Below are 14,909 nucleotides of genomic sequence, written 5' to 3'. Positions count from 1 at the left end.
GGGACTCCAGAATTATCCACAGGCGCCCGTGACCGGACGCCCGTTATCGAAAGCTATATAGAAGGACGTATCAGTCGAGCTTGTTCAGCACTTCACCGACCGCATCGAACAGGCGATCCAGGTCCTGCGGCTTGCTGTTGAACGTTGGCCCGAACTGCAGGGTGTCGCCGCCGAAGCGCACATAGAACCCGGCTTTCCACAACGCCATGCCGGCCTCGAACGGACGCACGATGGCATCGCCGTCGCGCCCGGCGATCTGGATCGCGCCGGCCAGGCCATAGTTGCGAATGTCGATGACGTTCTTCGCGCCCTTCAAGCCGTGCAATGCATTCTCGAAATGCGGGGCGATCTCGGCCACGCTCTGTACCAGGTTTTCCTTCTGCAGCAGGTCCAGCGCCGCCAAGCCAGCCGCACACGCCACCGGGTGTGCCGAGTAGGTGTAGCCGTGGGGAAATTCCACCGCGTACTCGGGCGTCGGCTGGTTCATGAACGTCTGGTAGATCTCGGAGCTGGCAATCACCGCCCCCATGGGGATCGCGCCATTGGTGACTTGCTTGGCGATGCACATCAGGTCCGGGGTCACGCCAAAGCTGTCGGCACCGAACATCGAACCGGTGCGGCCGAAACCGGTGATCACTTCGTCGAACACCAGGAGAATGCTGTGCTGGTCGCAGATTTCCCGCAGGCGCTTGAGGTAACCCTCAGGCGGCACCAGCACGCCGGCCGAACCCGCCATCGGTTCGACGAACACCGCAGCGATGTTGGACGCATCGTGCAGTTCGATCAGCTTCAGCAACTCATCGGCCAAGGCGATGCCACCCTCTTTTGGCATGCCACGGGAATAGGCATTGCTGGCCAGCAAGGTGTGAGGCAAGTGGTCGACGTCCATCATGGCCTGGCCGAACAGTTTGCGGTTGCCGTTGACACCGCCGAGGCTGGTGCCGGCGATGTTCACGCCGTGATAGCCACGGGCACGACCAATCATCTTGGTCTTGGTCGCCTGGCCCTTGAGACGCCAGTAGGCGCGGACCATCTTCACCGCGGTATCGGCGCACTCGGAGCCGGAGTCGGTAAAGAACACATGATTGAGATTGCCCGGGGTCAGGCTGGTGATTTTTTCCGCCAGTTGGAACGACAGCGGATGGCCGTACTGGAACCCCGGCGAATAATCGAGGGTGCCCAGTTGCTTGGCGACCGCTTCCTGGATTTCCTTGCGGGTGTGCCCGGCACCGCATGTCCACAGGCCCGACAGCGAGTCGTACACCTTGCGCCCCTTGTCATCCACCAGCCAACTGCCTTCGGCAGCGACGATCAGGCGCGGATCGCGCTGGAAATTGCGGTTGGCGGTGTAAGGCATCCAGTGGGCATCCAGCTTGAGCTGGCTGGCCAGGGAACCGGCAGCGTGTTCGGGCATGTTCATCGACAAAACCTCGCAGGTCATAAGCGACAGGGAATCGAAAGCGTTCTTGCAGCTAAGTTGCCACGGCGATAAAGTCGGTGAAATCCAACTTTTGTAACCTTCAGTCGGTGGATCACTAAACTATGAGCGTTCGTCGCCCCGATCCACTGGCCCAGGTCAGCGACTTTGATATTCGCCTGCTGCGCATCTTCCGCAGCGTAGTGGAATGTGGTGGATTTTCCGCCGCTGAAACCGTGCTTGGCATCGGCCGCTCGGCCATCAGCCAGCAGATGAGCGATCTCGAGCAACGTCTCGGCCTGCGTCTGTGCCAGCGTGGGCGCGCGGGCTTTTCCCTGACCGAGGAAGGTCGCGAGGTGTACCAATCGGCGTTGCAGTTATTGAGCGCACTGGAAAGCTTTCGCACCGAGGTCAACGGCCTGCACCAGCATTTGCGCGGTGAATTGACCATCGGCCTGACCGACAACCTGGTCACCCTGCCCCACATGCGCATCACCCATGCCTTGGCGCAATTGAAAGAACGCGGGCCCGACGTGCAGATCCAGATTCGCATGATCGCCCCCAACGAAGTCGAGCAAGGCGTGCTCGACGGGCGCTTGCATGTTGGCGTAGTTCCCCAGGCCAGTGCCCTGTCCGGGCTGGAATATCAACCGCTGTATAGCGAACGATCGCTGCTGTACTGCGCGGTCGGGCATCCGCTGTTTTATGTCGATGACCAGCAACTCGAGGACGCTCGCCTCAACAGCCAGGACGCCATCGCGCCGACCTTCCGCCTGCCAGCCGAAATACAGGCCCATTACCAGGCGCTCAATTGCACCGCGAGCGCATCGGACCGCGAAGGCATGGCGTTCCTGATCCTCACCGGACGCTACATCGGTTACCTGCCCGATCACTACGCCAGCCTCTGGGTCCAGCAAGGTCGGCTGCGCGCCTTGAAGCCCTCCGCACGGTTCTATGACCTGAGCCTGGCGTCGGTCACGCGCAAGGGGCGTCGGCCTCACCTGGTGCTGGAGAGTTTTCTCGAAAGCCTCGCCGCCACCCGCTGATCCCCTGTGGGAGCGAGCTTGCTCGCTCCCACAGGTGTTTAGTCGGGCTTTTAGTGTGATGGCACTTGTCGGATTGATGCCGGTGCGCTATCAACGCATTTGCTTGCCCACAGACCCAGCCCGGAAACGCCCATGACCTTTGAAGTCCCTGCCCACGGTGGCAAACCCACCAGTCGCATTCGTCAAAAGAATGAAGAGACGATCCTCAAGGCTGCCGAAGATGAATTCGCCCGTCACGGGTTCAAAGGCACCAGCATGAATGCCATCGCCCTCAAGGCCGGGCTGCCCAAGGCGAACCTGCATTACTACTTCACCAACAAGCTCGGCTTGTACGTGGCGGTGCTGAGCAACATCATCGAATTGTGGGACAGCACCTTCAATACCCTCACGGCCGAGGATGATCCGGCCGAAGCCTTGACCCGCTATATCCGCGCCAAGATGGAGTTCTCTCGTCGCCAACCCCAGGCGTCGCGGTTGTTTGCCATGGAAGTGATCAGTGGTGGCGAATGCCTGAGCGAGTATTTCAACCAGGATTATCGCGCCTGGTTCAATGGTCGGGCGGCCGTATTCCAGGCCTGGATCGATGCCGGCAAGATGGACCCGATCGACCCGGTTCACCTGATTTTCCTGTTGTGGGGCAGTACCCAGCATTACGCCGACTTCGCCACCCAGATCTGTCGCGTGACCGGGCGCAGCAAGTTGACCAAGCAGGACATGGTCGAGGCTGGCGACAACCTGATCCGCATCATTCTCAAGGGCTGCGGCCTGACACCTGCCCTCTAAGATCGCCATGCCCTTTACCCTTGCCGGCTTTTGCGAATACCGCGAAGAAATTCGCAAAAGCCGCTTCATCACGTTCGCCGCGCCCATCACCAGCCCCGCCGACGCCCAGGCCTTTATCGACCAGCACAGCGACCTGAATGCCTCGCACAATTGCTGGGCCTGGAAACTCGGCGACCAATACCGCAGCAACGACGATGGCGAGCCGGGAGGCACCGCCGGGCGGCCGATCCTGGCCGCGATCGAAGCACAAGCCTGCGACCAGGTCGCGGTGCTGGTGATCCGTTGGTACGGCGGGATTCAACTGGGCACGGGCGGGCTGGCCCGGGCTTATGGCGGCGGTGCGAACAAATGCCTGCAAAACGCCGAGAAAATCGAATTGATCAGTCGCGTGGCGTTGCGCTGTTCCTGTGGATTCGCCGAACTGGCCCTGGTGAAACTGCGCGTCGCCGAATGCGGCGGGTTGGTCAATGAAGAACGCTTTACGTCCAATGGCGTCGACCTTCAACTGGCCGTGGGCGAAGCGCAGATCGAAACATTGCAAACGCACCTCGCCGACCTGAGCCGTGGCCGGATCCTGCTGGCACGTTGAGACAACCTGCGACCTTTCAGGGCGCCCCGCAATCGTTCAACTTGCCCACATCCACTGTGTACCCGACTGTGGATAACCTGAGCACATCCCTCTGTAACCCTTCTGTCATGCGGGTTTCAGAGAGTTGCTCATTTTTCAGCCAAAGTCTCGCCGAACCGACAAATCCATCCATAAAACAAACGCTTGCGGCGGTTTATCACCTTTAGAAGAAAGCCCCGCAGTGCTTATGCCCGAGTTTCCGGCTTGCACACAATAACTGTGGAGCAACCTGTGGATAACCCGTTCATGGCTCCTGCCACCCCAAGAAGGGCATGGCTCGCAGCCGCTTGCTCAATTTTTAACCACCCATTTCAGGGCAAACCGATGCCTGCGCAAAACTCGTGCGCTCCAAGCCGGTGCAGAATTTTCCTGCGGCAGATGCCCAGGCGACATGCAGAGAGCCTTGGCGACGCGGGTCGAGGCAATTTCCTGACCTGATGGCCAGGAAATTGCTTTATCCACAGGCATTCCTGTCCATCGGCCCGAGCCTGTCATGTCCAACCCCGATTCCATCGCGCGCCTGCAATTGCGCAACATCAGCAAACGCTACCCCGGTTGCCTGGCCAACGACGCCATCGACCTGAGCATCCAACCCGGGGAGATCCACGCCCTGCTCGGGGAAAACGGTGCGGGTAAAAGTACCCTGATGAAGATTATCTACGGCGTCACCCCCGCCGATTCGGGCGAGGTGATCTGGCAAGGCCAGCGCGTCAACCTGCGCAACCCGGCCCAGGCCCGCAGCCTGGGAATCGGCATGGTGTTCCAGCATTTCTCGCTGTTCGAAACCCTCACCGTTGCGCAAAACATTGCCCTGGCTATGGGCCCGGCAGCCGGTACGCCGGCGCAGCTGGAACCCCGGATCCGCGAGGTTTCCAGGCGCTACGGCATGGCGCTGGAGCCGCAGCGGCTGGTCCACAGCTTGTCGATTGGCGAGCGGCAGCGGGTGGAGATCATTCGCTGCCTGATGCAGGACATTCGCCTGCTGATTCTCGACGAACCGACTTCGGTGCTCACGCCCGTGGAAGCCGAAGAATTGTTCGTGACCCTGCGCCGCCTGGCGAGCGAGGGCTGCAGCATCCTGTTTATCAGCCACAAGCTTGGGGAAGTGCGAGCGTTGTGCCACAGCGCCACGGTGCTGCGCGGCGGGCGGGTGTCGGGGCATTGCACGCCGGCGCACTGCTCGGACCGGGAGTTGGCGCAACTGATGGTCGGCGAAGCGGCCGGGCTGATCACGGATTATCCCAAGGTCAGCGCAGACAAAGCCTTCCTGCAGATCAACAAGCTGTCCTGGCACAACCCGGACCCGTTCGGCTGCTCGTTGCGGGACATTGACCTTGAGGTCTGCAGCGGCGAAATCGTCGGCATCGCCGGGGTGGCGGGCAACGGTCAGGATGAATGGCTGGCGTTGCTCAGCGGAGAAACGCCGCTTGCCCGCCAGCAAGGCGAAACGATCCGATTCGACGGGCAACCCGTGGCTCATCTACGCCCCGACGCCCGTCGCCGGCTCGGGCTGGCCTTTGTCCCCGCCGAGCGCCTGGGCCATGGCGCCGTGCCGCAGTTGAGCCTGGCGGATAACGCCTTGCTCAGCGCTTTCCAACAGGGCCTGGTCAGCCACGGACTGATTCGCCGCAGCAAGGTCGAACACCTGGCCGAGGAGATCATCCGTCGCTTTGGCGTGAAGACACCAGACACCAAAACCCCGGCGCGCAGCCTCTCGGGAGGCAACCTGCAGAAATTCATTCTCGGTCGGGAAATCCTGCAACAGCCGAAGCTGCTGGTGGCCGCTCACCCGACCTGGGGAGTGGACGTCGGCGCGGCGGCGACCATCCATCGCGCCCTGATTGCCCTGCGCGATGCAGGCGCGGCGATTCTGGTGATCTCCGAAGACCTGGACGAACTGTTCCAGATCAGCGACCGCCTCGGCGCCTTGTGCGGCGGGCGTCTGTCGGCCTTGAGGCCCACCGTCGAGATCCGGCTCAGTGACGTCGGCGGCTGGATGGCCGGCCAGTTCGACGCCCCTCAATCCCCTGCCCGCGCGCCGGTTTAACGGAGTTCTACATGCTGCTTTCTCTCGAACCTCGCGGCCAGCAATCGCGCCTGATGCTCTGGTGCTCGCCGCTCTTGGCCGCCGTGCTGACCCTGGCCTGCGGCTCACTGCTGTTCATCGCCCTCGGGCATGACCCGCTGCAAACGCTGTACACCTTGTTGATCGCCCCGATCAGCGACCTGTACGGCGTGTCCGAATGGCTGGTCAAGACCTTGCCGATCCTGCTGTGTGCCCTCGGCCTGGCAGTGGCCTATCAGGCGCGAATCTGGAACATCGGCGCTGAAGGCCAACTGCTGCTGGGCGCCCTGGCCGGCAGTGCCTTGGCAGTGAACATCATCGACATGCAAAGCCGCTGGGCACTGGTGCTGATCCTGCTGACCGGCACCCTGGCCGGTGCCGCCTGGGCCGGGCTCACGGCGTGGCTGCGCACGCGCTTCAACGCCAACGAGATCCTGACCAGCATCATGCTCAATTACATCGCCCTGAACCTGCTGCTGTTTTGCGTTCACGGGCCGTTGAAAGACCCGGCGGGTTTCAACTTCCCGGAGTCGGCGATGTTCGGCGAGGCCAGTCGCCTGCCGTTGCTGCTGGAAGATGGGCGGGTCCATGCCGGGCTGTATTTCGCCCTGCTGGCGCTGGTGGCGGTGTGGGTGTTGCTGCAGAAAAGCTTCGTCGGCTTTCAGATCAAGGTGCTGGGCCTCGATGCCCGCGCCGCCGGGTTCGCCGGTTTTCGCCAGAAGCCGTTGGTGTGGCTGGCGCTGTTGATCAGCGGGGCACTGGCCGGGCTGGCCGGCGTCTGCGAAGTGACCGGGCCGATCGGTCAGCTGGTGCCGCAGGTGTCGCCGGGCTACGGCTATGCAGCAATTACCGTGGCGTTCCTGGGTCGCCTCAATCCCATCGGCATTCTGTTTTCCAGCCTGTTGATGGCGTTGCTGTACATCGGCGGCGAGAGCGCGCAGATGTCGCTGAACCTGCCCCAGGCAATCACCCAACTGTTCCAGGGGATGATGCTGTTTTTCCTGTTGGCCTGCGACGTGCTGATTCTGTACCGGCCACGCCTCAACCTGCGCTGGGCCCGGCGCACCCGAACCACCGCCGTACAGGCAGGAGCGCTGTGATGGATATCGACCTGTTGAGCAATATTTTCTACGCCATGGTCCGCTGCGGCACGCCGTTGCTGCTGGTGGCCCTGGGTGAATTGGTCTGCGAAAAAAGCGGCGTTCTCAACCTGGGCCAGGAAGGCATGATGCTGTTCGGTGCAGTGATCGGTTTTATCGTCGCGTTCAACAGCGGCAACCTCTGGCTCGGCGTGCTGCTGGCGATGGCTGCCGGCATGCTGTTGTCGGCGTTGTTCGCGCTGGTGGCGCTGGTATTCAACGCCAATCAGGTCGCCACCGGGCTGGCGCTGACGATTTTCGGCGTGGGCCTGTCGAGCTTTGTCGGCGCGACCTGGGTCGGCAAACCGCTGGCCGGGTTCGAGCCGCTGGCGATTCCTTACTTGAATGACATTCCACTGATCGGGCGGATGCTGTTTGCCCAGGATCTGCTGGTTTACCTGTCCTTCGCGCTGTTTGCCCTGGTGGCGTGGATGATTGTGAAAAGTCGCGTCGGGTTGATCATCCAGGCCGTCGGGGAAAACCCCGATGCCGCCAGTGCCATGGGCCTGCCGGTGCTGCGGGTGCGAACCCTGGCGGTCTTGTTTGGCGGCGCCATGGCCGGGTTGGCCGGCGCCTATCTGTCGCTGGCCTACACGCCGATGTGGGCCGAGAACATGAGCGCCGGGCGCGGCTGGATCGCCCTGGCGCTGGTGGTGTTCGCCAGTTGGCGGGTGTGGCGCCTGCTGCTGGGCGCCTACCTGTTCGGCCTCGCCAGCATCCTGCACCTGGTGGCCCAGGGGCTGGGCCTGGCGATTCCATCGAGTCTGCTGGCGATGCTGCCGTATGCCGCGACCATTGTGGTGCTGGTGCTGTTATCCCGGGACGCCGTGCGCACCCGGCTGTATGCGCCGGTGTCCCTGGGGCAGCCTTGGCAGGCGGGGCATTGAGATAGACCGTGGCGTGCCTATCGCGAGCAAGCTCGCACACACACGGCCGGCAGTTCCGACTCAGGCCCCCTGTGGGAGCGAGCTTGCTCGCGATGAGTCCCGAACAGGCAACACCTGAACCAAACCCCACACCACCTCGAAAACCAGGAAAACCCACAACACCGCACTGGCCCCATGAAGCAGTGCATACAGCATCCAGGCTGCAAACAGAAACCGCCCCGTCGCGTCATAACGCCCGTACAGCGGCTGCGGATCCCGAATCCGCAGCACCGCCCACACGCAGACAATCGAGCCGAGCAGATTCACCATCAACACATGCGCCGGCGCAAATGGCGGCAGTTCTCCAGGCAGGTCGAATAGCTGAGTCAAGCTCATCAACACACCATGCAACGCCGCAAAACTCCACGGCGTGACCAGCGCGGCCGACACGATCAGGTCGTACCAGGCGCTGCCAAGCACCACCCGCCGGTATTGCATCGAAGTCCACATACACTTTGCTCCAGATAATTGGGGAGCGAAAAGGCTAAAGCCTGGGGTATGCTCCAAGGTCAAGTCCTCTGGAGTTCCACAATGCGCATCGGTGAATTAGCCCAGGCCTGCGCCGTCAGTCGAGACACGCTGCGCTTCTACGAGCAGCGGGGCCTGATCGCAGCGTCGCGTAGCGCCAATGGCTATCGCGACTATCCCGCCGACATAGTGCAACTGGTGCTCTATATCAAGACCGCCCAGCGCCTGGGCTTTACCCTGGGCGAGATCAGCGCCAGCGTTGGCGCCCTGTGGAACGCCCCCGATCCGGACTGCGCGGTGACGCAATTGCTGCAAGACAAACTGAACCTGATCGAAACCCGCATCACCGAACTCGATGCGTTGCGTCACGAGCTGAAACAACGGCTCGGGCAACGCTGTCCATTAAATCCATGACCTCTTTCTTTCAAGGATGCCTCTCATGAATTCGGCAAGAAACGCATTGATCATCGGCGCCTCCCGGGGCCTGGGCCTTGGTCTGGTGAAGACGTTGCTCAGCGATGGCTGGAATGTGACCGCCACCGTGCGCAACCCGCAGAACGCAGAGGCTTTGAAGACGCTGGGCCCGGTGCGGATCGAAAAACTCGACATGGACGACCAGCAAGCGGTCATCGCCCTGAGCCAACAGCTCAAGGGCGAGACCTTCGACCTGCTGTTCGTCAATGCCGGCGTCAAGGGCCCGGACAACCAGAACCCGGGCGGCGCGACGCTGGCCGAAGTCGGCCAGTTGTTCTTCACCAACGCCGTGGCGCCGATCAACCTGGCCCAACGCTTTGTCGGCCAGATCCGCGACGGCAGCGGCGTACTCGCCTTCATGAGTTCGGTGCTGGGCAGCGTGACCATGCCCGATGCGCCGGAACTGGCGCTGTACAAGGCCAGCAAGGCAGCGCTCAACTCCATGACCAATAGCTTTGTCAGCCAACTGGGCGAGCAGGCATTGACCGTGCTGTCGCTGCACCCGGGTTGGGTGAAGACTGACATGGGCGGCGAAGGCGCGGACATCGATGTCGAGACGAGCACTCGCGGGTTGATCGACCAAGTGAATGCGTTCGTCGGCAAAGGCGGGCATCACTTCGTCAACTACAGGGGCGAAACAATCCCTTGGTAACTCCGCTAATCCCCTGTGGGAGCGAGCTTGCTCGCGATAGCGGCCTCACATCCAACATCGATGTCGACTGACCTACCGCTATCGCGAGCAAGCTCGCTCCCACATTTTTGATCTCAGTGGGCACTGGAAATGTTTTCGGCAACCTGAGTAAACTCCGACCCTCGCCCCCCCACGGCGACCCTGGATCAGCAGACAGGGCATCACTGAGCTGGCTAACCTGAACCCACTTTCAGAGGAGCCGGCCACCATGCCTGCGACCCGTACCTGGTTAAAAAATCCCCTCGCCATTTTCACGGCCAACGACCTCGATGCCCGTGGCGGCCTCGTCCTGCAGGACGGTGTGATCGTCGAACTGCTCAGCGCCGGCCAGCAACCCGCCCAGCCCTGTGACGACATCTTCGACGCGCGCGAGCATGTGATCCTGCCGGGGTTGATCAACACCCACCATCACTTCTACCAGACCCTGACCCGCGCCTGGGCGCCGGTGGTGAACCAGCCGCTGTTCCCCTGGCTGAAGACCCTCTACCCGGTGTGGGCGCGGCTGACCCCGGAAAAACTCGCCCTGGCCAGCAAAGTGGCCTTGGCCGAGTTGCTGCTGTCGGGCTGCACCACGGCGGCCGACCACCATTACCTGTTTCCCGAAGGCCTGGAAAATGCCATCGACGTGCAAGTGCAAAGTGTTCGTGAACTGGGCATGCGCGCGATGCTGACCCGCGGTTCCATGAGCCTGGGCGAAGCCGACGGTGGCTTGCCGCCGCAGCAGACCGTGCAGCAGGGCCAGGTGATTCTCGACGACAGCCAGCGCTTGATCGGTCAGTACCACGAGCGCGGCGACGGCGCGCAGATCCAGATTGCCCTGGCCCCCTGCTCACCGTTTTCGGTCACGCCGCAGATCATGAGCGCCAGCGCCGAGCTGGCGGAGAAACTCGACGTACGCCTGCATACGCACCTGGCCGAAACCCTCGATGAAGAAGCGTTTTGCCTGCAACGCTTCGGCCTGCGCACCGTGGACTACCTGGACAGCGTCGGCTGGCTTGGCCCGCGTACCTGGCTGGCCCACGGCATTCATTTCAACCCGGATGAAATCGCCCGTCTCGGCGCCGTCGGCACCGGCATCTGTCACTGCCCGAGTTCGAACATGCGCCTGGCCTCGGGCATTTGCCCGACCCTGGACCTGACCGCCGCCGGCGCTCCCGTGGGCCTGGGGGTAGACGGTTCGGCGTCCAACGATGCCTCGAACATGATCCTTGAAACCCGCCAGGCGCTGTACATCCAGCGCCTGCGCTACGGTGCGCAAGCGATCACGCCGGAACGCGTGCTGGGCTGGGCGACCCGGGGCTCGGCGCAACTGCTCGGGCGCAGCGATATCGGTGAATTGGCGGTGGGCAAGCAGGCCGACCTGGCGCTGTTCAAGCTTGACGAACTGCGCTTCTCCGGCAGCCACGATCCGATTTCCGCACTGCTGCTATGCGGTGCGGATCGGGCGGATCGGGTGATGATCGGTGGGCAATGGCGGGTCATCGACGGGCAGGTCGAGGGATTGGACTTGAAGGGCTTGATTGCCGATCACAGCCAGGCGGCGCGGGAACTGATCGCCGGCACCTGACCGGACGCCATCGCGGGCAAGCCTTGCTCCCACAGATGTCCATGAGTCCCACAGACTTTCATTGATCTGTGGGAGCAAGGCTTGCCCGCGATGCTCTTCTAGAGGCCCAGCAGGGACAACATGATGAACGTCGCAAACAACACAAAATGGGTCATGCCTTCGATGGCATTGGTCTCGCCATCGTTGAGGTTGATCGCGCTGACAATCAGGGTGATGAAGATCATCACCGTCTGCACCGGGGTCATTGCCATCTGAAACGGCTGGCCGGTGTAGAGGGCCATGGCCTCCATCACCGGCACGGTCAGGATCACGGTGGACAGCGAAGCGCCCAGCGCGATATTCACCACCGACTGCATGCGATTGGCGAGAGCCGCGCGCAGGGCGGTGAGGATTTCCGGTGCGGCGGAGATAGCGGCCACCAGGATCGCCGTGACCACCGGCGGTGCACCCGAGCCTTCCAACCCCAGGTCGAGGGCCTTGGACATGACTTCGGCCAGGGCGCCGATCACCACCACGCCAAACACCAGCGCGCCGATGGAAAGCGTCAGGCTGATGGGTTGCGGTTCGTTTTCCACCGGTTCTTTCTTGCGGCGTTTTTCCGGATAGCTGTAGCTGAAAAAGTAACTGTGAGGCCCGACCTGCATGCGCAGGAACAAGGTGTACAGCACGATCATCGCGCCGATGGTAAAGGCCGAATACATTTTCCAGCTCTCGCGGGGAATGAACTCCGGCACCACCATCGATACCCCCATGGCGGTGAGAATCATCACGCTGTAGGTGCGCGCCGAATCGTCGTTGTAGGCCTGCTCGCCATGCTTGATCCCGCCCATCAGCGCCGCGAGCCCGAGGATGCCGTTGATGTCGAGCATCACCGCCGAGTAGATCGTGTCCCGCACCAACGTCGACGAAGCCTCGTTGCTCATCATGATCGCCAGGATCACCACCTCCACCAGTACCGCCGACAGCGTCAGGATCATGGTGCCGTAGGGATCACCGACCTTTTCCGCCAGCAGTTCGGCGTGATGGGCCACGCGCATGGACGCCGCGACGATGAAACCGATCAGGACCAGGCCGCCGGCCAACGCCACCACTTGCCCGCTGCCCAGCAGCCAGTGCTCCAGCGGATAGGCGATACACGCGGCGATCAGCGCCAGCAACAGTAGTTTTTCTTGCTTGAGCAAAGTGAGCATCGCGGGCCTGTCAGCGTGGGCGGGGTCATGAGTTACTGACTATAGGAGGCGGTGAACGTTTCGTTCGGTGTGATGCACCAGGGGGTGGCGCTTGCAGGCAGGGTGCACCTTTATTGTTCTCAAGGGCCTCATCGCGGGCAAGCCTTGCTCCCACAAGTATCGCGGCGCACTTGTGAAGCAAGGCTTGCCCGCGATGACGGCAACAAGGTATCGACTATTTGTTGTCTTGTTGGTCAGCATTTTGCATTGGTGCTGCACAGCCAACCTCACAACAAAATGGAGTTCGAGTTCATGCACCAACGCCCCTTGAAAAAGTTGCTTTGCGCCGTCGTCGCCGCCCTCGGCCTGGGCGCCGGCCTGAATGCCAGTGCCGCCGACCCGCTGAAGGTCGGCTTCGTCTACATCGGCCCGATCGGCGACCATGGCTGGACCTATCAGCATGAACAAGGGCGCAAGGAGCTGGCGGCGAAATTCGGCGAGCAGATCACCACCAACTACGTGGAAAACGTGCCGGAGGGTGCCGACGCCGAGCGGGTGATCCGCAACATGGCCAAGGATAAATACGACCTGATCTTCACCACCTCCTTCGGCTACATGAACCCGACACTGAAAGTCGCCAAGCAGTTTCCCAAGGTGACCTTCGAACACGCCACCGGCTACAAGCAGGACAAGAACCTGGGCACATACCTGGCTCGCACCTACGAGGGCCGCTACGTCGGTGGCTTCCTCGCGGCCAAGATGACCAAGACCAAGAAGATCGGTTATGTCGCGTCCTTCCCGATCCCGGAAGTCATCCGCGACATCAACGCCATCCAACTGGCCCTGAACAAGTACAACCCCGGCAGCGAGATCAAAGTGGTGTGGGTCAACTCCTGGTTCGACCCGGGCAAGGAAGCCGACGCCGCCAACGCGCTGATCGACCAGGGTGTGGACGTGGTGTTCCAGCACACCGACAGCCCGGCGCCGATCCAGGCTGCCGAGCGACGCGGCGTCTATGCGGTGGGCTACGCTTCGGACATGGCCCACTTCGGGCCCAAGGCGGTGCTGACGTCCATCGTCAATGACTGGGGCCCGCATTACATCCAGGCGACCCAGAGCGTGCTCGACCACAGCTGGAAATCCCAGGACTACTGGGGCGGCCTGAAGGAAGGCACGGTGAAACTGCCAATCAGCGACCTGGTGCCGGCAGCGGTCAAAAGCGAAGCCGAGCAGATCATCGCCGACATCGAGAGCGGCGCCTTCCACCCGTTCACCGGCCCGATCAAGGACCAGGCCGGCGTCGAGAAAATCCCGGCGGGCGTGAGCGCCACCAACGCGGAACTGGCGTCGATGAATTATTACGTGGAAGGCATGAAGGCTGAGATTCCGAAATAACCCCCAGCCCAAAAACCAACACAAAACCCATTGTGGGAGCGAGCTTGCTCGCGATAGCGGACTGACATTCAATATTTGTATTGACTGACCCACCGCTATCGCGAGCAAGCTCGCTCCCACATGGGGTGCCTATTTCAAGTCAGGAAAGCAGGATGAACAGCCTTCCCATCATCGACATCAGCCCACTCTACGGCGATGAGCCCGACGCCTGGCAAACCGTCGCCGAGCAGATCGACCGCGCCTGCCGCCAATGGGGCTTTTTCTACATCAAGGGCCATCCCATCACTCCGGCGCGCATCGCCGAGGTACTGGGCAGTGCGCAACGCTTCTTTGGCCTGCCCGTCGAAGAAAAGCTCAAGATCGACATCACCCAGACCCGCCACCACCGTGGCTATGGCGCCGTCGCCACCGAACAACTGGACCCGACCAAGCCCAGCGACCTGAAGGAAACCTTCGACATGGGCCTGCACTTGCCGGCCGATCATCCCGACGTGCTGGCGGAAAAACCCTTGCGCGGCCCCAACCGGCATCCGCATCTGGGCGGTTGGGAAACCTTGATGGAGCAGCATTACCACGACATGCAGGCACTTGCCCAAACCCTGCTGCGGGCCATGACCCTGGCGCTGGGTATCGAACGGGACTTTTTCGACACGTGCTTCAACGAGCCGGTCAGCGTACTGCGCCTGATCCACTACCCGCCCCGCGACACCGCCAGTAGCGCCGAGCAGCAAGGTGCTGGCGCCCATACCGATTATGGTTGCATCACCCTGCTCTACCAGGACGCCGCCGGCGGCCTGCAAGTGCGCAACGTCGACGGCCAGTGGATCGACGCGCCGCCCATCGACGGCACCTTCGTGGTCAACCTCGGTGACATGATGGCGCGCTGGAGCAACGACCGTTACCTGTCCACGCCGCATCGGGTGATCAGCCCGCTGGGGGTGGACAGGTACTCGATGCCGTTCTTTGCCGAGCCGCACCCCGACACGCTGATCCAATGCCTGCCCGGTTGCCAGGATGACGCCCACCCGCCAAAGTACCCAACGACTACCTGCGCCGAATTCCTGCTGTCGCGCTTCGCCGACACCTATGCTTACCGGCGTGAGTCGCTCGCCGTGTAGTGGATCAGCCGGTCAGGTTTTAC

At 62.0% G+C, this 14,909-nt stretch carries 14 protein-coding genes; 11 read left to right on the top strand and 3 right to left on the bottom strand.

Features of this window, described 5'->3' with window-relative positions:
* Positions 1-70: 70 nt before the first annotated feature.
* Entirely contained in the window at positions 71-1,420 is a 1,350-nt protein-coding gene (locus LOY50_RS03635; RefSeq protein ID WP_003197518.1) for an aspartate aminotransferase family protein, read from the bottom strand.
* Positions 1,421-1,542: 122 nt separating this feature from the next.
* Here LOY50_RS03635 and LOY50_RS03630 point away from each other — a divergent pair, with 122 nt between their 5' ends.
* The 6 genes from LOY50_RS03630 to LOY50_RS03605 all read left to right on the top strand — a co-directional run bounded on the left by LOY50_RS03630 (position 1,543) and on the right by LOY50_RS03605 (position 7,965).
* Positions 1,543-2,463 (top strand): LysR family transcriptional regulator, encoded by a 921-nt coding sequence (locus LOY50_RS03630; protein ID WP_057451680.1) that lies wholly within the window; start codon positions 1,543-1,545, stop codon positions 2,461-2,463.
* A 132-nt stretch (positions 2,464-2,595) separates the two neighbouring features.
* Entirely contained in the window at positions 2,596-3,246 is a 651-nt protein-coding gene (locus tag LOY50_RS03625) for a TetR/AcrR family transcriptional regulator (protein ID WP_018605108.1), read from the top strand.
* Between the two features lie 7 nt (positions 3,247-3,253).
* Positions 3,254-3,835 (top strand): YigZ family protein, encoded by a 582-nt coding sequence (locus tag LOY50_RS03620; RefSeq protein ID WP_258690305.1) that lies wholly within the window; start codon positions 3,254-3,256, stop codon positions 3,833-3,835.
* Between the two features lie 532 nt (positions 3,836-4,367).
* Positions 4,368-5,921 carry an ABC transporter ATP-binding protein gene (locus LOY50_RS03615; RefSeq protein WP_253471422.1) on the top strand — a complete coding sequence of 518 codons (1,554 nt, stop codon included), beginning with the start codon at positions 4,368-4,370 and terminating at the stop codon, positions 5,919-5,921.
* Between the two features lie 11 nt (positions 5,922-5,932).
* Positions 5,933-7,039: an ABC transporter permease gene (locus tag LOY50_RS03610; RefSeq protein ID WP_003197504.1), complete on the top strand. Its 1,107-nt coding sequence runs from the start codon at positions 5,933-5,935 to the stop codon at positions 7,037-7,039.
* The gene (locus tag LOY50_RS03605; RefSeq protein ID WP_258690304.1) at positions 7,039-7,965 is read left to right on the top strand and encodes an ABC transporter permease; all 927 of its coding nucleotides are present in this window, start codon (positions 7,039-7,041) and stop codon (positions 7,963-7,965) included. The genes LOY50_RS03610 and LOY50_RS03605 overlap by 1 nt, the downstream gene beginning before the upstream one ends.
* A gap of 60 nt (positions 7,966-8,025) precedes the next feature.
* Here the strand turns inward: LOY50_RS03605 and LOY50_RS03600 are convergent, their stop codons facing one another.
* Positions 8,026-8,454 carry a hypothetical protein gene (locus tag LOY50_RS03600; RefSeq protein ID WP_253471416.1) on the bottom strand — a complete coding sequence of 143 codons (429 nt, stop codon included), beginning with the start codon at positions 8,452-8,454 and terminating at the stop codon, positions 8,026-8,028.
* 81 nt (positions 8,455-8,535) lie between these two features.
* Between LOY50_RS03600 and LOY50_RS03595 the strand changes: the two genes are divergently transcribed.
* The 3 genes from LOY50_RS03595 to LOY50_RS03585 all read left to right on the top strand — a co-directional run bounded on the left by LOY50_RS03595 (position 8,536) and on the right by LOY50_RS03585 (position 11,204).
* The gene (locus tag LOY50_RS03595; RefSeq protein WP_018605117.1) at positions 8,536-8,886 is read left to right on the top strand and encodes a MerR family transcriptional regulator; all 351 of its coding nucleotides are present in this window, start codon (positions 8,536-8,538) and stop codon (positions 8,884-8,886) included.
* A gap of 25 nt (positions 8,887-8,911) precedes the next feature.
* Positions 8,912-9,598 (top strand): SDR family oxidoreductase, encoded by a 687-nt coding sequence (locus LOY50_RS03590; protein WP_258690303.1) that lies wholly within the window; start codon positions 8,912-8,914, stop codon positions 9,596-9,598.
* A 247-nt stretch (positions 9,599-9,845) separates the two neighbouring features.
* Entirely contained in the window at positions 9,846-11,204 is a 1,359-nt protein-coding gene (locus LOY50_RS03585) for an 8-oxoguanine deaminase (RefSeq protein ID WP_258690302.1), read from the top strand.
* A 98-nt stretch (positions 11,205-11,302) separates the two neighbouring features.
* Here the strand turns inward: LOY50_RS03585 and LOY50_RS03580 are convergent, their stop codons facing one another.
* Positions 11,303-12,394, bottom strand: coding sequence for a calcium:proton antiporter (locus LOY50_RS03580; RefSeq protein ID WP_253471410.1), 1,092 nt, complete (start codon positions 12,392-12,394; stop codon positions 11,303-11,305).
* Between the two features lie 291 nt (positions 12,395-12,685).
* On the opposite strand from LOY50_RS03580, the gene LOY50_RS03575 reads away from it, so the two are divergent.
* A complete protein-coding gene (locus LOY50_RS03575; protein ID WP_253471408.1) occupies positions 12,686-13,768 on the top strand; it encodes a BMP family ABC transporter substrate-binding protein in 1,083 nt (360 codons plus the stop codon).
* A 152-nt stretch (positions 13,769-13,920) separates the two neighbouring features.
* Positions 13,921-14,886, top strand: a complete 966-nt coding sequence (locus LOY50_RS03570; RefSeq protein ID WP_258690301.1) for a 2-oxoglutarate and iron-dependent oxygenase domain-containing protein — start codon at positions 13,921-13,923, stop codon at positions 14,884-14,886.
* The last annotated feature ends 23 nt before the right edge of the window (positions 14,887-14,909 follow it).

Origin of the sequence: Pseudomonas sp. B21-010 (assembly GCF_024749325.1) — a bacterium.
Taxonomy (GTDB): Bacteria; Pseudomonadota; Gammaproteobacteria; order Pseudomonadales; family Pseudomonadaceae; genus Aquipseudomonas; species Aquipseudomonas kilonensis.
Note: the sequence above shows the minus strand (reverse complement) of the source record. Positions and strands in the feature narration are given on the sequence as shown.